Origin of the sequence: Catenuloplanes niger (assembly GCF_031458255.1) — a bacterium.
GTDB classification, from domain to species: domain Bacteria; phylum Actinomycetota; class Actinomycetes; order Mycobacteriales; family Micromonosporaceae; genus Catenuloplanes; species Catenuloplanes niger.
The window spans coordinates 3,604,742-3,624,396 of sequence record NZ_JAVDYC010000001.1 but is presented as its reverse complement, the minus strand read 5'-3'; the positions used below and the strand labels follow the sequence as shown (position 1 = coordinate 3,624,396).

The window sequence follows — 19,655 nt, the reverse complement described above, 5'->3', positions numbered from 1 at the left end:
ACACTGGCGCGTCCCGGACTGCGCTAGTCTTGAACGTCGGCCCGCGGGCACGCTTCGGCGTGTCCGCTTGTCCGATGATCAGGTTGTTTGACTGTGCCGCCTTAGGCGAGGCGGCAGCGGCGCATTCCCGGCGGCAGATGCGCCGAAGTCAAAGACAAAGCCGCACCTTTCGAAGCCCAGGAAGAGACATGCCTCCCAAGAAGAAGCTGGTCAAGACGTTCACGCTGCAGCTGCCGGCGGGCCAGGCCACCCCGGCGCCGCCGGTCGGCCCCGCGCTGGGTCAGCACGGTGTGAACATCATGGAGTTCGTCAAGGCCTACAACGCGCAGACCGAGTCGAGCCGTGGCGACATCGTCCCGGCCGAGATCAGCGTGTACGAGGACCGGTCGTTCACGTTCATCCTGAAGACCCCGCCGGCCGCGCGTCTGCTGCTCAAGGCCGCCGGTGTGCAGAAGGGCTCGGGCGTTCCCCAGGCCACCAAGGTCGGTTCGGTCAGCCGCGCCCAGCTGCGCGAGATCGCCGAGAAGAAGATGTCCGACCTGAACGCGAACGACGTCGAGCAGGCCGAGAAGATCATCGCCGGCACCGCCCGGTCGATGGGCATCACGGTCAAGGACTGACCTTCCCCCTCGTCTCACCCACCGTGGGAGGGCACGCCAGACGGGCGTGACCCGCCAATGACCACAGGAGCACGCCGAACATGGCACTGAGCAAGGCATACAAGAAGGCCTCGGAGCAGATCGACAAGTCGAAGCTCTACACCCCGGCCGAGGCGGTCAAGCTGGCCAAGGACACGACCGCCACCAAGTTCGACCCCACCGTCGAGGTCGCGATGCGCCTCGGCGTCGACCCGCGCAAGGCGGACCAGATGGTCCGCGGCACGGTCAACCTCCCGCACGGCACGGGCAAGACGGTCCGCGTGATCGTGTTCGCCGCCGGCGCCAAGGCCGAGGAGGCGGAGGCCGCCGGTGCCGACGCCGTCGGCAGCGACGAGCTCGTCGCCCGCATCCAGGGTGGTTGGCTGGACTTCGACGCCGCTATCGCGACGCCCGACCAGATGGCCAAGATCGGCCGGATCGCGCGGATCCTGGGCCCGCGCGGCCTGATGCCGAACCCGAAGACCGGCACCGTGACCATGGACGTCACCAAGGCCGTCTCGGAGATCAAGGGCGGCAAGATCACCTTCCGGGTGGACAAGCACTCCAACCTCCACCTGATCATCGGCAAGGCCTCCTTCACCGAGGCCCAGCTGGTGGAGAACTACGCCGCTGCGCTGGACGAGATCCTCCGGGCCAAGCCGTCCGCCGCCAAGGGCAAGTTCCTGAAGAAGATCACCTTCACCACCACGATGGGCCCGGGCATCCCGGTCGACCCGAACATCGTGAAGAACGTGGACAACGCCGAGTAGTACCGCTCGACGAGAAACGCCCCCGGCCGTCGCGGCCGGGGGCGTTTTCGTGCGTACGGGTGGCCGGCGGTCAGCCGACCCAGCCGCCCGCGGTGAAGTGGGCCAGCAGGACGCCCTGGAGCATCAGCGCGACCGTCGCGTAGACCTGCGTCGGCAGCTTCAGGTGGCCCAGGATGATGAACGCCGGGAACACCTCCAGCGCGAAGCGCGGCGCGGACATCAGCGACTGGTTGCGGTTCTCGCCGGCCGGGAACGAGATCGCGAAGAGCAGCAACGCGATGCCGAGCAGCGGCAACATCCACTGGTCGCGGCGCATCCGCCAGGGCCCGGCGAAGCAGAGCGTCAGCAGCCCGATCAGGGCCAGCACCGCGGCCAGGTCGAGCAGGTTGTGCAGCGTGCCGTTCTGCGCCAGCGGCGCGGTGGCGACCACCTCGGCCGCGTCGACGATGCCGGCCCACGGCCAGTCCAGCTCGCGGCCCCACGGCTTCTGCGCCTCCAGGAACAGCAGCGGGTCGCCGAACCGCCACCACAACCAGCCGGCGTACGCGACCAGGCCGCCCGGCATCAGGCCGACCGCGAGCACGTTCCAGCGCCAGCGGAAGCCGTTCTGCCGCAGGTACTCGTAGGCGAACGCGATCGCGAGCAGCACTCCGACCGAGCGGGTCGCGGACGCGAAGCCGCCGAGGACGCCGGCCACCCACCAGTGCCCGCGGCGCATCGCGTAGACCGCGCCCAGCATCAGCGCGATGAACAGCGAGGCGTTGTATCCGATGCCGAGGAAGAACGCGACCGGCCAGGCCGCCATCGCCCAGCAGGTCCGCACCGCCACGGCCGGGCTGAACTCGACCTCCGTGAGGCGGTAGAGCAGCGTGTACATGGCGAACATCGCGACCGCGGCGACACCGATCGCGGTGAACTTCGCGCCGCCGGGCAGCAGCATGTCGGCGCCGCGGACCAGCATCGGGTAGAGCGGGAAGAACGCCGGGTCGACCGGATGGGTGCCGTAGCCGTTCTCCGCGAGGCGGGTGAAGACCATCGCGTCGTAGCGCCACCAGCCACCGCGCAACAGGTCCACGAACCCGATCGGGTTGCCGTGCGGCCGGCCGTACTGCGTGAAGAGCGTGACGGTGATCCAGGCCAGGTAGGAGGAGGCCCAGACCGCGCCGCCGATCCGGATGGCGGGCCACCAGGACTGCCCGGGGCCCTCGGGCGCCGTCGGGGCGGCGGGCCGGGCGGCCGGCGGCGTCGCCGTGTCGGATGTGGGAGTGCCGGCCTTCGGAGTGCCGGCCTTCTCGCCGTTCTCGGCCGTGCGCTGGGTGGGTGTCTCTGCGGGCACGGCGGCTGATCATGGAGCCAGTCGGGGCGTACGGCAAGCGGATGTCCGACTCAGGGGCGAAAAGTTCTCAAGAATTAACCTAAGCGGCTCTCGCGTCCCCGGATTTGGCGATGGCGGGACGGCCCGCTACTCTTGGTCGAAGTTTCACCCATAGACCGCTGGTCGCCGCGCCTCCCGGTGCGGCCGAAGGTCCCGTCCGACGGGCGACCCGCGCAGGGCGAGCGCTGGAATTTTGGATCCGCCGCGGTTTCGTGCCGCGCCCGGCCCCGTGCGCTGTCCTGCGCCGGGGCTTTCTCGTTGTTCGGGGCAGACCAGCCGCAAGCAACGAGAAGGGAGGGACATGGCGGACAAGCCGGTTCGGGCCGACAAGGCCACTGCCGTCGCCGAGCTGACGGAGCACTTCCGTAACTCGGGCGCCACCGTGCTCACCGAGTACCGGGGCCTGACGGTCGCGCAGCTGACCAAGCTGCGGCGCTCGCTGGGTCGCGAGACCACCTACGCGGTCGCGAAGAACACGCTCGCGAAGCGGGCTGCGACGGACGCGGGCATCTCGGGCCTCGACACGCTGTTCACCGGTCCTACCGCGCTCGCCTTCGTTTCCGGCGACCCCGTCGAGGCGGCGAAGAGCCTTCGTGAGTTCTCGAAGGCCAACCCCGCGCTCGTCATCAAGGGCGGCGTTTTCGAGGGCAAGGCCATCTCGGCCGCCGAGGTCAACAAGCTCGCCGACCTCGAGTCCCGTGAGGTGCTGCTGGCCAAGCTGGCCGGCGCCATGAAGGCCAACCTCAGCAAGGCTGCTGCGCTCTTCCAGGCGCCGCTGTCCAAGACCGCCCGTACGGTGGCCGCGCTGCAGGACAAGCGTGAGAAGGAGGGCGCGGAGGCCGCCTGAGGCCCTCGCGCTCGGTAAGACCCCAACCAAAGACCTGACCCGCGAGCACGCTCGCGTGTTGCAGAAGCAAGAGGAAGGACCGCCGACATGGCGAAGCTCAGCACCGACGAGCTGCTCGACGCGTTCAAGGAGATGACGCTGATCGAGCTCTCCGAGTTCGTGAAGCAGTTCGAGGAGACCTTCGACGTGACCGCCGCCGCGCCGGTCGCGATCGCCGGCCCGGCCGGCCCGGCCGCCGTTGCCGACGCGCCGGAGGAGAAGGACGAGTTCGACGTCGTCCTCGAGGCCGACGGTGGCAAGAAGATCCAGGTCATCAAGGTCGTGCGCGAGCTGACCGGCCTGGGCCTGAAGGAGGCCAAGGACGTCGTCGAGTCGGCGCCGAAGGCCATCCTCGAGAAGGTCAACAAGGAGACGGCCGACAAGGCCAAGGAGAAGCTCGAGGGCGAAGGCGCCAAGGTCACCCTCAAGTAAGTCCTGCGTTTCCGCGAAGGCGGGTGTCCCGGTCGGGGCACCCGCCTTCGGCGTTCGCGAGTGGCGTGTGTCACTCCCGAACCCCGGTGCCGGCCGTCGGCGCGGCGGTGTCCGGGTGGCCGGCGAGGAAGGCCGCAGGTCGTTCGTACCGCCGCGGGGGGATGCTGTTCGGCATCGTCCGATTGCGGACCGTATTAGGTGATCATTAAACCGTGTGATCCCCCAGGGTTATTGCCGGATTTACGGCTTATGTGGCCCGTTTTGAGCGCTTGTCGTCGATCACCGGGCTCCGACCCGCCTCGCAAGTCTTGACGTGGGCTGTGGGGGCAGGCACGCTAAACGGCAGCAAGACCTTCCGCGCTTGCGACGGCCCCGCCCCGGGTAACACCGGGGACGAACCGACAGAGTCACGCCGCGTTCCGAGCGGCCCGGCGAGCACCGATCAGGTGCGCCCGGCCTGTTCCGCGGCGACCTGTGGTGGGGGGCTGGACAGCGGTTAGCCGTGCGGCTACACTGCTAGTTTGCGCTGCCTTCTCACTACAGCCCTGCCCTGGAATGCTCAGACCGGTCATTCCGCCCATGCGGGGTCAGTTGGGGTGCGCGCATAACGGCCGTTTTGCAGCACCGGTCCTCGGAAGGACGCATCTTGGCAGCTTCCCGCCCTGCGAAGACCAGTCGTACGTCGAGCGCATTCGCTCCCCGCCGAATTTCCTTCGGCAGGATCACTGAGCATCTTGAGGTTCCGAACCTCCTGGCAATCCAGAACGAGTCCTTTGACTGGCTTGTCGGCAACGAAGCTTGGCAGAACCGATCGGCTGACGACCCGAACGCACGTTCGGGCCTTGCGGAGATTCTCGACGAGATCAGTCCCATCGAGGACTTCTCCGGCACCATGTCCCTCTCCTTCTCCGCACCGCGCTTCGACGAGGTCAAGGCCTCGATCGAGGAGTGCAAGGAGAAGGACCTGACCTACTGTGCCCCGCTGTTCGTGACCGCGGAGTTCACCAACAACACCACTGGCGAGATCAAGAGCCAGACGGTGTTCATGGGTGACTTCCCGATGATGACCCCCAAGGGCACGTTCATCATCAACGGCACCGAGCGCGTCGTGGTCAGCCAGCTGGTCCGCTCGCCCGGCGTCTACTTCGACAAGCAGCCGGACAAGACGTCCGACCGCGATCTCTCCAGCGTCAAGGTCATCCCGAGCCGGGGTGCCTGGCTGGAGTTCGACATCGACAAGCGCGACACCGTCGGTGTCCGCATCGACCGCAAGCGCCGGCAGGCCGTCACGGTCCTGCTCAAGGCGATCGGGTGGTCCGCCGACCAGATCCGTGAGAAGTTCGGCTGGTCCGAGCTGCTCATGACGACGCTGGAGAAGGACCACATCGCCGGGCAGGACGAGGCCCTGCTCGACATCTACCGCAAGCTCCGTCCCGGCGAGCCGCCGACCCGGGAGAACGCGCAGACCCTGCTCGACAACCTCTTCTTCAACCCGAAGAGGTACGACGTGGCAAAGGTCGGCCGTTACAAGTTCAACAAGAAGCTCGAGATCGACGTCCCGATCACCACGGGCGTGCTGACCGAGGACGACATCGTCGCCACCGTGGAGTACCTGGCTCGCCTGCACGCGGGTGAGGACGGCTACGAGGCCGACGACATCGACCACTTCGGCAACCGTCGTCTGCGCACGGTGGGCGAGCTCATCCAGAACCAGGTCCGCGTGGGCCTGTCCCGGATGGAGCGCGTCGTCCGCGAGCGGATGACCACGCAGGACGTCGAGGCGATCACGCCGCAGACCCTGATCAACATCCGTCCCGTCGTGGCGGCGATCAAGGAGTTCTTCGGTACGTCGCAGCTGTCCCAGTTCATGGACCAGACCAACCCTCTGGCGGGTCTGACCCACCGCCGGCGCCTTTCCGCGCTGGGCCCGGGTGGTCTGTCCCGTGAGCGGGCCGGCTTCGAGGTCCGTGACGTGCACCCGTCCCACTACGGCCGGATGTGCCCGATCGAGACGCCGGAAGGCCCGAACATCGGCCTGATCGGTGCGCTCTCGACGTTCGCGCGGGTCAACCCGTTCGGCTTCATCGAGACGCCGTACCGGAAGGTCGTCGAGGGCCGGGTCACCGACGAGATCGACTACCTGACCGCCGACGAGGAGGACCGGTTCGTCAAGGCGCAGGCAAACGCGCCGCTGTCGAGCGACGGCACCTTCGCGGAGGAGCGGGTTCTCGTCCGCCGTAAGGGCGGTGAGGTCGACTACGTCGTCGGCACCGCCGTCGACTACATGGACGTCTCGCCGCGGCAGATGACCTCGGTCGCCACCGCGATGATCCCGTTCCTCGAGCACGACGACGCCAACCGCGCGCTCATGGGCGCGAACATGCAGCGTCAGGCCGTGCCGCTGGTCAAGGCGGAGGCCCCGCTGGTCGGCACCGGCATGGAGTACCGTGCCGCGGTCGACGCCGGTGACGTGGTCGTGGCCGAGGTCGGCGGTCTGGTCGAGGACCTCTGCGCCGACTACATCACGGTCCACCAGGACGACGGCCACCGTCGTACCTACCTGCTGCACAAGTTCCGCCGCTCGAACGCCGGCTCCTGCGTCAACCAGAAGCCGACCGTGTTCGAGGGTGACCGGGTCGAGGCCGGCCAGGTCATCGCGGACGGTCCGTGCACCGACGAGGGCGAGATGGCCCTCGGCCGGAACCTCCTGGTCGCGTTCATGACCTGGGAGGGTCACAACTACGAGGACGCGATCATCCTGTCGCAGCGCCTCGTGCAGCAGGACGTGCTCACCTCGATCCACATCGAGGAGCACGAGGTCGACGCGCGGGACACCAAGCTCGGCCCGGAGGAGATCACCCGCGACATCCCGAACGTCAGCGAAGAGATGCTGGCGGACCTGGACGAGCGGGGCATCATCCGGATCGGTGCCGAGGTCGTCCCCGGCGACATCCTGGTCGGCAAGGTCACGCCGAAGGGCGAGACCGAGCTGACCCCGGAGGAGCGCCTGCTCCGCGCGATCTTCGGCGAGAAGGCCCGGGAGGTCCGGGACACCTCGCTGAAGGTGCCGCACGGCGAGACCGGCACGGTCATCGGCGTCCGCACGTTCTCGCGTGAGGACGGCGACGAGCTGCCTCCGGGCGTGAACGAGCTGGTCCGGGTGTACGTGGCCCAGAAGCGCAAGATCCAGGACGGTGACAAGCTCGCGGGCCGGCACGGCAACAAGGGCGTCATCTCCAAGATCCTGCCGGTCGAGGACATGCCGTTCCTGGAGGACGGCACGCCGGTCGACATCGTGCTCAACCCGCTGGGTGTGCCCTCGCGAATGAACATCGGCCAGGTCCTGGAGACCCACCTCGGGTGGGTGGCCAAGACCGGCTGGAACGTCGAGGGCGAGGACACCGAGTGGAAGCGCCAGCTCCGCTCGATCAACGCGCACCAGAGCGAGCCGAACACGAACGTGGCGACGCCGGTCTTCGACGGCGCGCGGGAGGACGAGATCCACGGTCTCCTCGCGAGCACGCTGCCGAACCGGGACGGCACGCAGCTGATCGGCAGCTCCGGCAAGGCGAAGCTGTTCGACGGCCGGTCGGGTGAGCCGATCCCGGACGCGATCGCGGTCGGCTACGTCTACATCCTGAAGCTGAACCACCTGGTCGACGACAAGATCCACGCTCGGTCGACCGGTCCGTACTCGATGATCACGCAGCAGCCGCTGGGTGGTAAGGCGCAGTTCGGTGGCCAGCGTTTCGGCGAGATGGAGTGCTGGGCCATGCAGGCCTACGGCGCCGCCTACGCCCTGCAGGAGCTGCTCACGATCAAGTCCGACGACGTGCTGGGCCGCGTGAAGGTGTACGAGGCCATCGTCAAGGGCGAGAACATCCCGGAGCCGGGTATCCCGGAGTCCTTCAAGGTGCTCCTCAAGGAGCTGCAGTCGCTGTGCCTGAACGTCGAGGTGCTCTCCAGCGACGGCGTGGCCCTCGAGATGCGCGAGACGGACGACGAGGTCTTCCGGGCTGCGGAGGAGCTGGGTATCGACCTGTCCCGGCGCGAGCCGAGCAGCGTCGAAGAAGTCTGAGGTTCCAGGTGAGGGGCGGGTCCGCCCGCCCCTCACCTGCCCCGGAGCCCACCTAGCCTTACAGACACGACACGAGGGATATATAACGTGCTCGACGTCAACTTCTTCGACGAGCTCCGCATCGGGCTGGCCACCGCCGACGACATCCGGCAGTGGTCGCACGGTGAGGTCAAGAAGCCTGAGACGATCAACTACCGCACCCTGAAGCCCGAGAAGGACGGACTCTTCTGCGAGAAGATCTTCGGTCCGCAGCGGGACTGGGAGTGCTACTGCGGCAAGTACAAGCGGGTCCGGTTCAAGGGCATCATCTGTGAGCGCTGCGGCGTCGAGGTGACCCGCTCCAAGGTCCGCCGTGAGCGGATGGGCCACATCGAGCTCGCCGCCTCGGTGACCCACATCTGGTACTTCAAGGGCGTCCCGAGCCGGCTCGGCTACCTGCTGGACCTGGCGCCGAAGGACCTCGAGAAGATCATCTACTTCGCGTCGTACGTCGTGACGAGCGTCGACGCCGAGGCGCGTCACCGTGACCTCTCGACGATCGAGAACGAGATCTTCGCGGAGAAGCGCCAGTCGGAGAACAGCCGCGACTCGGAGATCGAGAAGCGCGCCGCCAAGCTGGAGCAGGACCTGGCGGAGCTGGAGGCCGAGGGCGCCAAGGCCGACGTGCGCCGCAAGGTCAAGGAGTCCGGCGAGCGCGAGATGCGCCAGATCCGCGACCGCGCGCAGCGTGAGATCGACCGGCTGGACGAGGTGCTCGACACCTTCCGCAAGCTGGACAAGAAGCAGCTGGTCACGGACGAGCTGCTGTACCGCGAGCTGCGTGACCGCTTCGGTGACTACTTCACCGGCGGCATGGGCGCCGAGGCGATCAAGGCGCTGCTGGAGGGTCTCGACCTCGACGCCGAGGCGGAGAACCTGCGCGAGATCATCCGGTCCGGCAAGGGCCAGCGGAAGATCCGCGCGCTCAAGCGGCTCAAGGTCGTGGCGGCGTTCCTGAACACCCGGAACTCGCCGCTCGGCATGGTCCTGGACTGCGTCCCGGTCATCCCGCCGGACCTGCGCCCGATGGTGCAGCTGGACGGTGGCCGCTTCGCGACCTCCGACCTGAACGACCTGTACCGCCGCGTGATCAACCGGAACAACCGGCTCAAGCGCCTGATCGACCTGGGCGCCCCGGAGATCATCGTCAACAACGAGAAGCGGATGCTGCAGGAGGCCGTCGACGCGCTGTTCGACAACGGCCGCCGCGGCCGGCCGGTCACCGGCCCGGGTAACCGCCCGCTGAAGTCGCTGTCCGACATGCTCAAGGGCAAGCAGGGCCGGTTCCGTCAGAACCTGCTCGGCAAGCGCGTGGACTACTCCGGCCGTTCCGTCATCGTGGTGGGCCCGCAGCTCAAGCTGCACCAGTGCGGCCTGCCCCGCATGATGGCGCTGGAGCTGTTCAAGCCGTTCGTGATGAAGCGCCTGGTCGACCTGAACCACGCGCAGAACATCAAGTCGGCCAAGCGCATGGTCGAGCGTCAGCGCCCGGTCGTGTGGGACGTGCTGGACGAGGTCATCACGGAGCACCCGGTTCTGCTGAACCGTGCGCCGACGCTGCACCGTCTCGGCATCCAGGCCTTCGAGCCGCGGCTGGTCGAGGGCAAGGCCATCCAGATCCACCCGCTCGTCTGCACCGCGTTCAACGCGGACTTCGACGGTGACCAGATGGCGGTGCACGTGCCGCTGTCCGCCGAGGCCCAGGCCGAGGCGCGGATCCTGATGCTGTCCTCGAACAACATCCTCAAGCCGTCCGACGGCAAGCCGGTCACCATGCCGACCCAGGACATGGTCATCGGTCTGTACCACCTGACCCACCTCAAGCCCGAGGGCAAGGGTGCGGGCCGGGTGTTCAGCTCGGACGCCGAGGCGCGGATGGCGTTCGACAACGGCGAGCTGGCCCTCGGTGCCCCGGTCAAGATCCGGCTCCGGGACGTGGTCAGCGTCGACAACGGCGCCAAGGGCGAGAAGTGGGACGCGCCGGAGGGCTGGGAGCCCGGTCAGGCGCTGCTGGTCGACACCACGCTGGGCCGCGTGCTCTTCAACGAGACGCTCCCGGTGGGGTACCGCTACGTCAACTACGAGATCCGCAAGGGTCAGCTCTCCGCGATCGTCAACGACCTCGCGGAGCGCTTCCCGAAGGTGACGCTGGCGGCGACGCTGGACGCGCTGAAGGAGTCCGGTTTCCACTGGGCGACCTGGTCCGGCGTGACCATCGGTATGGGCGACGTCGTGGCGCCGCCCGGCAAGCCGGCGATCCTCGAGCGGTACGAGAAGGAGGCCGCGCAGATCGACAAGCAGTACCAGCGCGGTCTGATGACGGCCGAGGAGCGCCGCGGCGAGCTGATCGAGATCTGGACCAAGGCGACCAACGAGGTCGCCAAGGAGATGGACACCGCGCTCCCGCAGAACAACCCGCTCTGGGTCATGATCAACTCGGGTGCTCGCGGTAACCTGCTGCAGCTCCGTCAGATCGCGGCGATCCGTGGTCTGGTGGCCAACCCGAAGGGCGAGATCATCCCGCGGCCGATCAAGGCCTCGTACCGGGAGGGTCTGTCCGTGCTGGAGTACTTCATCTCCACGCACGGTGCGCGCAAGGGTCTCGCGGACACCGCGCTGCGTACCGCCGACTCGGGTTACCTGACCCGTCGTCTGGTGGACGTCTCGCAGGACGTGATCATCCGCGAGGAGGACTGCGGCACCGAGCGCGCGATCCCGATGCAGGTGCTGGAGCGCGACCAGGCCGGTGTGCTCCAGATCCACGAGCACGCCGAGACCGGTGTGCACGCGCGGACGCTCGCCGACACGATCACCGGGCCGGACGGTCAGGTGGTCGCGGAGCGCGGCACCGACATCAACTCGATCCTGGTCGACAAGCTGCACGCGGCCGGCGTCGAGAACGTCCGGGTCCGGTCCGTGCTGACCTGCGAGTCGAAGCTGGGCGTCTGCGCGGCCTGTTACGGCCGTTCGCTGCCGACCGGCAAGACCGTGGACGTCGGCGAGGCGGTCGGCATCATCGCGGCCCAGTCCATCGGTGAGCCGGGTACGCAGCTGACGATGCGTACCTTCCACACCGGTGGTGTCGCGGGTGAGGACATCACCCAGGGTCTGCCGCGTGTCCAGGAGATCTTCGAGGCGCGCGTGCCCAAGGGCAAGGCGCCGATCGCGGACACTCCCGGACGCGTCCGGATCGAGGACGGCGAGCGGGTTCGCAAGATCATCGTGGTGCCGGACGACGGCAGCGACGAGATCGTCTACGACAAGATCTCGAAGCGCGCCAAGCTCCGTCGCCAGGACGGCGAGCACGTGCAGGTCGGCGAGAAGCTCACCGAGGGCACGATCGACCCGCACGAGCTGCTCCGCATCCTCGGCCCGCGCGCGGTCCAGGTCCACCTGACCCAGGAGGTCCAGGAGGTCTACCGCTCGCAGGGTGTGCTGATCCACGACAAGCACATCGAGATCATCATTCGCCAGATGCTCAAGCGGGTCACCGTCATCGACTCGGGCTCCACCGAGTTCCTGCCGGGCCTGCTGGTCGACCGCGCGCTCTTCGAGTCGGAGAACCGCCGCCTGGTCGCCGAGGGCGGGGAGCCGGCCGCCGGCCGTCCCCAGCTCATGGGCATCACGAAGGCGTCGCTGGCCACGGACTCGTGGCTGTCGGCGGCCTCCTTCCAGGAGACGACCCGCGTCCTCACCGACGCGGCGATCAACTCGCGCAGCGACTCGCTCGTGGGCCTGAAGGAGAACGTGATCATCGGTAAGCTCATCCCGGCCGGTACCGGTATCTCCAAGTACCGCAACGTCCGGGTCGAGCCGACCGAGGAGGCGAAGGCCAAGGTCTACTCGATGACCGGGTACCCGGAGACCGACTACGGCTTCGGACCGGCCAGCGGGCAGGCCGTGCCGCTCGACGACTTCGACTTCGGGTCGTACCGCTGAGCTGCGTGATCTGATCGGATGAACCACCGCCGAGGGCGGGGACGCGAGATGCGTCCCCGCCCTCGGTGTTCGACGAGGGATGATGGACGGCATGAGCGAGCTTGCGAGTGAACCATCGGCTCGGCGCCGGCCACCGTGGAGCCGCGGCGGCCCGCGGAGCCGGGCATGAGCGTCTCCCAGGCGATGGTGGGGCCGGGGCGGCACCCGCTCGATCCGGAGCCGGTGCGGTCGACCAAGGCGCCGGCCGTGTTCGCGCTCGGACTGATCGCGTTCCTCACCGGGCCGCTGGTGGGCGGGCTGGTGCCGGCCACGATCGCGTTGCAGCTGGCCCGGCAGGCGGAGCGCGAGGCGTACGCGTCCGGTGGCTACCTGACCGGCGCCGCGTGGATCCGCCGCGGCACCGTGCTCGCCTGGTCCGGGATCACACTGGCCGCCTGCGCGCTGGTGCTGGCGCTGGTCGTCGCGGTCTTCAACTACGCCAACGCGCCGCTGCAGGACTTCGCGCCCGGCATCGACTGACACGGGCGCGCTCCGCTGTGCCATGCTCGGCGGGCGCCCTCGACGCACGCGAGGCCTCGCGGTGCCGCGGGGACAGTGGGAGGAGAACACAGGCGTGACCGAACAGCCCCAGGGCGGGCACCCCGACTCCGTCTGGCAGCGACCGGTGGCCGGGTCCGAGCCGCCCCGCGCGGCCGAGCCGACGCCGGCGGCACCGGAGGTCCCGCCGGCTCCCGCTCCGGGAACGCCGGCCGGGGCGCCGGGACCGTCCGCTGTGGGATCGGGGCCGTTCACCGCGGCGCCCGGTGGGCAGGCTCCGCCGCTCACGTCGCCGGCACCGGGTCCGGTGCGGCCGGCGGCCTACCCCGGCTATCCGGCTCAGCCGCCGTATCCGGGCCAGCCGTATCCCGGTCAGCCGTCGTACCAGGGTCAGCCGTATCCCGGCCGGTACTCGGGGCAGCAGGTTCCTGGCCGGCCCTACCCCGGGCCGTACCAGGGGCAGCCGTATCCCGGGGCGTATCCGGGACAGCCGTATCCGGGGCAGCAGACTCCCGGTCAGCCGTACCCGGGGCAGCAGGGTTTCGGGCAGCAGTATCCGGCGCAGCCGTATCCCGGTTACGGGTATCCGGCACCGTCGCAGCCGGCTCATCCCGGCCTGGCCGGGTATCCCGCGGCCTACCCGGGACATGCCCCGGGCCCGCAGCCGGGGGCGTACCCCGGATATCCGGCGGTGCCGGCTCACCCGGCCGCCGTGCTGCCGCACCCGGGATACGCGATGGCCGGTGCACCCGCGATGACTGCCGTGCGACCCGCGGCGTACCCCCCGATGGGTCCGCCCGGTGTTCCGCCGCCACCGCGGGAGGGCTGGGGGAACGCGGAGCGGGTGGAGCCGGTGCCGGAGACGCCGTTCGCGGTGGTGCACCTGGAGGTGCCCGCGGTGGTGTCCGGTCTCGCGATCGGGTCGCTGATCACCGGAAGCGCGGCGCTGCTCGTGTCGTTCGCCGTGGCGTGCTTCGGGCTGCTAGGCGCGCAGGACGGCTGGGGCGGTCTGGTCGCCGGCGCGTTCGCGTTGCTGGCCGTGATCGCGGGCGTCGGCGCGGTGGTGCAGGGCACCGGGGCACTGCGTCAGGTGCGCCGGCCGGCCGAGGCGTCATCGATCCGGTTCAGCGGCCGAGGGCTGGCGATCACCGGTCTGTCGCTCGGCGGGGGAGGGGCCACGGTGGCCCTGCTGTCCCTGCTGATCGTCGTGGTCCTGAGCCTGTCGTAGGTACTTGCCCGGCGGCCCGTGGGCATGTAGGGAGTCAGTGAATGGCGTCCCTGGGGACCGGGTACACTTGGCTTTGCAGAGTGGTTCGTCGCTGAAGGTGTCAGCATCAGGAGTTCTGGATCCCGGGTTTCCGGTTGCCAGAGCGCCGGGTGTGAGGTCCGAAGCCGGAGATCCGTTGGGAGTCGTGTAGTGGGGAGATAGCTCTCCTTACCGTCCGGTTTTGACCAGCGCCCTCACGGTGGGTACTCTTTCCCTTCGTGCCCGGGCTAGCCCGGGCAACTTGTGCGTGCGCCGTTCGGTCCGGAACTCAGAGCCCGGATGAGCGATGCGCACCACGACAATGGCAGACCAGCGCGAGTCCTTACCGCGCGACCGTAGCGCCGGGCGACACGCCCGACCGCGGGGGTCGAGAGGCCTACTCCCAGCAGGCCCCCCGATCGGCAGCAAGAGGCAAGACCGGCGCAGCCGGGTAGGTAAGACAGACGGTCCGGTCGCCACAAGGGCGGCCGCCACGGAAGTTAACGGGCCCGACGGGCCCGGACAGGACAGGGAGCGGAGTACCCGGTGCCCACGATCCAGCAGCTGGTCCGCAAGGGCCGCCAGGCGAAGACGAGTAAGACCAAGACGCCGGCGCTGAAGGGGAGTCCCCAGCGTCGCGGAGTCTGCACGCGCGTCTACACCACCACCCCGAAGAAGCCCAACTCGGCGCTGCGCAAGGTCGCTCGTGTGAAGCTCAGCAGCCAGATCGAGGTGACCGCGTACATCCCCGGTGTGGGTCACAACCTGCAGGAGCACTCGATCGTGCTCGTGCGTGGCGGTCGTGTGAAGGACCTTCCGGGCGTTCGCTACAAGATCATCCGCGGTTCGCTCGACACCCAGGGTGTGCGTAACCGCAAGCAGGCGCGCAGCCGCTACGGCGCGAAGAAGGAGAAGAGCTGACATGCCGCGTAAGGGCCCCGCTCCCCGTCGGCCGCTGACGCCGGACCCGGTTTACAACTCGCCGCTGGTCACCCAGCTGGTGAACAAGATCCTGATGGACGGCAAGCGCGCGCTCGCCGAGCGCATCGTCTACGGCGCCCTCGAGGGCTGCCGGGAGAAGACCGGCACTGACCCGGTCGTGACGCTCAAGCGCGCCATGGACAACGTCAAGCCGACCCTCGAGGTCCGCAGCCGCCGTGTCGGTGGCGCGACCTACCAGGTGCCGGTCGAGGTCCGCCCGTCCCGCGCGCTGACGCTGGGCCTGCGCTGGCTGACGACCTACTCGAAGGCTCGTCGTGAGAAGACCATGATCGAGCGGCTGCAGAACGAGCTGCTCGACGCGAGCAACGGCCTCGGTGCCGCCGTCAAGCGGCGCGAGGACACGCACAAGATGGCCGAGTCCAACAAGGCCTTCGCGCACTACCGCTGGTAATCCAGCCGCCCGGCGCCGGTCTCGGCCGGCCGCCGGGCACACCGCTGGATTACCCGGCGCAACCGTCATCCGGTGCGAGCCGGGTGATTCAGCAACCCGACGAGACGACGAAGTAGGGATTACAGTGGCCGCCGCAGACGCGCTCGCCAACGTACGCAACATCGGCATCATGGCGCACATCGATGCCGGTAAGACCACGACTACTGAGCGAATCCTGTTCTACACCGGTATCACGTACAAGATCGGTGAAGTCCACGATGGCGCGGCCACCATGGACTGGATGGAGCAGGAGCAGGAGCGTGGCATCACCATCACCTCCGCTGCCACGAAGTGCGAGTGGAAGGGCCACACGATCCAGATCATCGACACGCCCGGCCACGTCGACTTCACGGTCGAGGTCGAGCGGTCGCTGCGCGTCCTGGACGGTGCTGTGGCGGTCTACGACGGTGTCGCCGGCGTAGAGCCCCAGACCGAGAACGTCTGGCGGCAGGCCGACAAGTACAACGTCCCGCGGATGTGCTTCGTCAACAAGCTCGACCGGACCGGCGCGGACTTCTACCGCTGCGTGCAGATGATGAAGGACCGGCTCAACGCCACCACCCTCGTCCTGCAGATCCCGATCGGCAACGAGTCGGACTTCATCGGCGTCGTGGACCTGATCACCATGAAGGCTCTCACCTGGCGTGGTGAGACCCAGAAGGGTGAGGACTACGCGATCGAGGAGATCCCGGCCGACCTGCAGGAGGACGCCGAGACCTGGCGTTCGCTGCTCCTTGAGACGCTCGCCGAGAACGACGACGCGATCATGGAGAAGTACCTGGAGGGCGAGGAGCTCTCGGTCGAGGAGATCAAGGCCGGCATCCGCCGCGCCACCATCTCCGGCAAGGCGAACCCGGTGCTCACCGGTTCGGCGTTCAAGAACAAGGGCGTTCAGCCCATGCTCGACGCCGTGGTGGACTACCTGCCGTCGCCGCTGGACATCCCGGCCATCGAGGGCACCAAGACCGACGGCGAGACCCCGCTGTCGCGCAAGCCCGACAAGAACGAGCCGTTCTCCGGTCTGGCCTTCAAGATCCAGACCGACAAGCACCTGGGCAAGCTCACGTACGTGCGGGTCTACTCCGGCACGCTCGATTCCGGTTCGCAGGTGGTCAACTCCACCAAGGACCGCAAGGAGCGGATCGGCAAGATCTACCAGATGCACGCGAACAAGCGTGAGGAGCGCCCCCAGGCGCAGGCCGGCGACATCATCGCCGTCCAGGGTCTGAAGCAGACCACCACCGGTGACACCCTGTCCGACCCGGCGAACCCGGTCATCCTCGAGTCGATGACGTTCCCGGAGCCGGTCATCTCGGTGGCGATCGAGCCGAAGACCAAGTCGGACCAGGAGAAGCTGGGCACCGCGATCCAGCGCCTGGCCGAGGAGGACCCGACCTTCCGCGTCCGCAACGACGAGGAGACGGGCCAGACGGTCATCTCCGGCATGGGCGAGCTCCACCTGGACATCCTGGTGGACCGCATGCGCCGCGAGTTCAACGTCGAGGCGAACGTCGGCAAGCCGCAGGTGGCGTACCGCGAGACCATCCGCCGCAAGGTGGAGAAGGTCGAGTTCACGCACAAGAAGCAGACCGGTGGTTCGGGCCAGTACGCCCGCGTCATCGTCAGCCTCGAGCCGCTGCCGCTGGACAACGACGCCGCGACGTACGAGTTCGTGAACGCGGTCACCGGTGGTCGCATCCCGAAGGAGTTCATCCCTTCGGTCGACGCCGGTGCACAGGACGCCATGCAGTACGGCATCCTCGCGGGCTACCCGCTGGTCGGCGTCAAGCTGACGCTGGTCGACGGCCAGTACCACGAGGTCGACTCGTCCGAGATGGCGTTCAAGATCGCCGGCTCGATGGCGCTGAAGGAGGCGGCCCGCAAGGCCGACCCGGCGCTGCTCGAGCCGATGATGGCCGTTGAGGTCACCACTCCTGAGGAGAACATGGGTGACGTCATCGGTGACCTCAACTCCCGCCGCGGCATGATCCAGGCCATGGAGGAGCGGAGCGGCGCTCGCGTCGTCCGCGCCCAGGTGCCGCTGTCGGAGATGTTCGGCTACGTCGGCGACCTGCGGTCGAAGACCCAGGGCCGGGCGAGCTACAGCATGCAGTTCGACTCCTACGCCGAGGTCCCCGCGTCCGTGGCCAGGGAGATCATCGCCAAGGCGACCGGGGAGTAGTTTCGCCCCGAGCCCGTCTCGGCGGGCTGCGTGAGACCTGGCCTGACGGCCGAAGCGGCCTCAAAGACCGCAGCGCCACGGGCCGGATGCAAATCCGGTCCGTGGCGCACAGTCGACAATGTTCGCGGAGTCCCAGCCGGCACCGCGCGCAACGAACCAGACAGTCCACAGGAGGACACCAGTGGCGAAGGCGAAGTTCGAGCGGACTAAGCCGCACGTCAACATCGGCACCATTGGTCACATCGACCACGGTAAGACGACGCTGACCGCGGCCATCACCAAGGTCCTGCACGACAAGTACCCGGACCTCAACCCCTACACGCCGTTCGACGAGATCGACAAGGCGCCGGAGGAGAAGGCCCGCGGTATCACGATCTCCATCGCGCACGTCGAGTACCAGACCGACAAGCGGCACTACGCCCACGTCGACTGCCCCGGCCACGCGGACTACATCAAGAACATGATCACCGGTGCCGCGCAGATGGACGGCGCGATCCTGGTGGTCGCGGCGACCGACGGCCCGATGCCGCAGACCAAGGAGCACGTGCTCCTGGCCCGCCAGGTCGGCGTTCCGTACATCGTCGTGGCGCTCAACAAGAGCGACATGGTCGACGACGAGGAGCTCCTGGAGCTCGTCGAGCTCGAGGTTCGCGAGCTGCTCAGCACCTACGAGTTCCCGGGCGACGACCTTCCGGTCGTGCGTGTCTCGGCGCTCAAGGCGCTGGAGGGCGACCCGGAGTGGACCGGCAAGCTGCTCGAGCTGATGGACGCGGTCGACACCGCGATCCCGCAGCCCGACCGTGAGACCGAGAAGCCGTTCCTCATGCCGATCGAGGACGTCTTCACGATCACCGGCCGCGGCACCGTGGTCACCGGTCGCGCGGAGCGCGGCATCCTCAAGCCGAACGAGGAGGTGGAGATCGTCGGTATTCGCGAGAAGTCGACCAAGACGATCTGCACCGGTATCGAGATGTTCCGCAAGGTGCTGGACGAGGCGCGTGCCGGCGAGAACGTCGGTCTGCTCCTCCGCGGCATCAAGCGCGAGGACGTCGAGCGCGGCATGGTCGTCATCAAGCCGGGCACCACGACTCCGCACACGGAGTTCGAGGGCCAGGTTTACATCCTCTCCAAGGAGGAGGGTGGCCGGCACACGCCGTTCTTCCAGAACTACCGTCCGCAGTTCTACTTCCGGACCACCGACGTGACCGGTGTCGTTACCCTCCCCGAGGGCACCGAGATGGTCATGCCGGGCGACTCCACCTCGATGGCGGTCAAGCTGATCCAGCCCATCGCCATGGAGCAGGGCCTGAAGTTCGCGATCCGTGAGGGTGGCCGCACCGTCGGCGCCGGCACGGTCACGAAGATCATCAAGTAAGTAAACAGGTACCCCGATTAGCGTTGCCGTTCGGTAGTACGGCATACTAGTCAGGTTGCGTCCGCGCGGGGCGGTTGGATGCGCTGTGTCCTCGTGACATTGTGTCCAGCCGCCCTCGCCCGGCGTCTGGGGTTTGTTGATCAATGAATAGTTGGTTGATCGCCCAGGGCGCCCCGATCCCGGCGGACGAGGTCCTCACCGAGGGCTGACGGGCAATCGCTCCGGATTTCGGGGCGGAGCGTGAAGTTAAAACGCGACACGCCCGACCGCGGGGGTCGGACAGCACAGGGTCGAGGGCCCTGTGCCCCGGGTCAAATCCGGCCGGTGAAACACCCGGCCGAGTCTGATCCGGGGGCATGCCGAGGAGTTCTACTCGGCAGGTAGCGGCATCGAGAGAAGGAAACAGAAGCCACCATGGCGGGACAGAAGATCCGCATCCGGCTCAAGGCCTACGACCACGAGGTCGTCGATTCCTCGGCGCGGAAGATCGTCGAGACGGTGACGCGCACCGGGGCGCAGGTCGCGGGCCCGGTGCCGCTGCCCACGGAGATCAACCGTTTCTGCGTGATCCGTTCGCCGCACAAGTACAAGGACTCGCGCGAGCACTTCGAGATGCGTACGCACAAGCGTCTGATCGACATCATCGACCCGACTCCGAAGACGGTCGACTCGCTCATGCGTCTCGACCTGCCGGCCGGCGTCGACATCGAGATCAAGCTGTAGGGA

General features: G+C 67.9%; 14 protein-coding genes. 13 read left to right on the top strand and 1 reads right to left on the bottom strand.

Features of this window, described 5'->3' with window-relative positions:
- Positions 1-188 precede the first annotated feature (188 nt).
- Positions 189-620 (top strand): 50S ribosomal protein L11, encoded by a 432-nt coding sequence (gene rplK / locus J2S44_RS15765; protein WP_310373314.1) that lies wholly within the window; start codon positions 189-191, stop codon positions 618-620.
- Between the two features lie 80 nt (positions 621-700).
- Positions 701-1,408, top strand: a complete 708-nt coding sequence (rplA, locus tag J2S44_RS15760; protein WP_310414017.1) for a 50S ribosomal protein L1 — start codon at positions 701-703, stop codon at positions 1,406-1,408.
- 70 nt (positions 1,409-1,478) lie between these two features.
- Here the strand turns inward: rplA and J2S44_RS15755 are convergent, their stop codons facing one another.
- Positions 1,479-2,744, bottom strand: a complete 1,266-nt coding sequence (locus tag J2S44_RS15755; RefSeq protein WP_310414014.1) for a mannosyltransferase family protein — start codon at positions 2,742-2,744, stop codon at positions 1,479-1,481.
- Positions 2,745-3,084: 340 nt separating this feature from the next.
- On the opposite strand from J2S44_RS15755, the gene rplJ reads away from it, so the two are divergent.
- The 11 genes from rplJ to rpsJ all read left to right on the top strand — a co-directional run bounded on the left by rplJ (position 3,085) and on the right by rpsJ (position 19,652).
- Positions 3,085-3,630 (top strand): 50S ribosomal protein L10, encoded by a 546-nt coding sequence (gene rplJ, locus J2S44_RS15750; RefSeq protein ID WP_310414011.1) that lies wholly within the window; start codon positions 3,085-3,087, stop codon positions 3,628-3,630.
- Positions 3,631-3,717: 87 nt separating this feature from the next.
- On the top strand, positions 3,718-4,101 hold the full coding sequence (gene rplL / locus J2S44_RS15745) for a 50S ribosomal protein L7/L12 (protein WP_310414008.1): 384 nt from the start codon (positions 3,718-3,720) through the stop codon (positions 4,099-4,101).
- Positions 4,102-4,747: 646 nt separating this feature from the next.
- On the top strand, positions 4,748-8,179 hold the full coding sequence (gene rpoB / locus J2S44_RS15740; RefSeq protein ID WP_310414005.1) for a DNA-directed RNA polymerase subunit beta: 3,432 nt from the start codon (positions 4,748-4,750) through the stop codon (positions 8,177-8,179).
- 87 nt (positions 8,180-8,266) lie between these two features.
- Entirely contained in the window at positions 8,267-12,157 is a 3,891-nt protein-coding gene (locus J2S44_RS15735) for a DNA-directed RNA polymerase subunit beta' (protein ID WP_310414000.1), read from the top strand.
- A 165-nt stretch (positions 12,158-12,322) separates the two neighbouring features.
- Entirely contained in the window at positions 12,323-12,676 is a 354-nt protein-coding gene (locus J2S44_RS15730) for a hypothetical protein (RefSeq protein WP_310413998.1), read from the top strand.
- Positions 12,677-13,448: 772 nt separating this feature from the next.
- Positions 13,449-13,922, top strand: coding sequence for a hypothetical protein (locus J2S44_RS15725; RefSeq protein WP_310413995.1), 474 nt, complete (start codon positions 13,449-13,451; stop codon positions 13,920-13,922).
- 564 nt (positions 13,923-14,486) lie between these two features.
- Positions 14,487-14,861: a 30S ribosomal protein S12 gene (rpsL, locus tag J2S44_RS15720; protein WP_033342866.1), complete on the top strand. Its 375-nt coding sequence runs from the start codon at positions 14,487-14,489 to the stop codon at positions 14,859-14,861.
- A gap of 1 nt (position 14,862) precedes the next feature.
- The gene (gene rpsG, locus J2S44_RS15715) at positions 14,863-15,333 is read left to right on the top strand and encodes a 30S ribosomal protein S7 (RefSeq protein WP_307241059.1); all 471 of its coding nucleotides are present in this window, start codon (positions 14,863-14,865) and stop codon (positions 15,331-15,333) included.
- Between the two features lie 124 nt (positions 15,334-15,457).
- Positions 15,458-17,554, top strand: a complete 2,097-nt coding sequence (gene fusA, locus J2S44_RS15710) for an elongation factor G (protein WP_310413993.1) — start codon at positions 15,458-15,460, stop codon at positions 17,552-17,554.
- 181 nt (positions 17,555-17,735) lie between these two features.
- Positions 17,736-18,929, top strand: coding sequence for an elongation factor Tu (gene tuf / locus J2S44_RS15705; RefSeq protein ID WP_307241055.1), 1,194 nt, complete (start codon positions 17,736-17,738; stop codon positions 18,927-18,929).
- A gap of 414 nt (positions 18,930-19,343) precedes the next feature.
- Positions 19,344-19,652 carry a 30S ribosomal protein S10 gene (gene rpsJ, locus J2S44_RS15700; protein WP_007073037.1) on the top strand — a complete coding sequence of 103 codons (309 nt, stop codon included), beginning with the start codon at positions 19,344-19,346 and terminating at the stop codon, positions 19,650-19,652.
- Positions 19,653-19,655 lie beyond the last annotated feature (3 nt).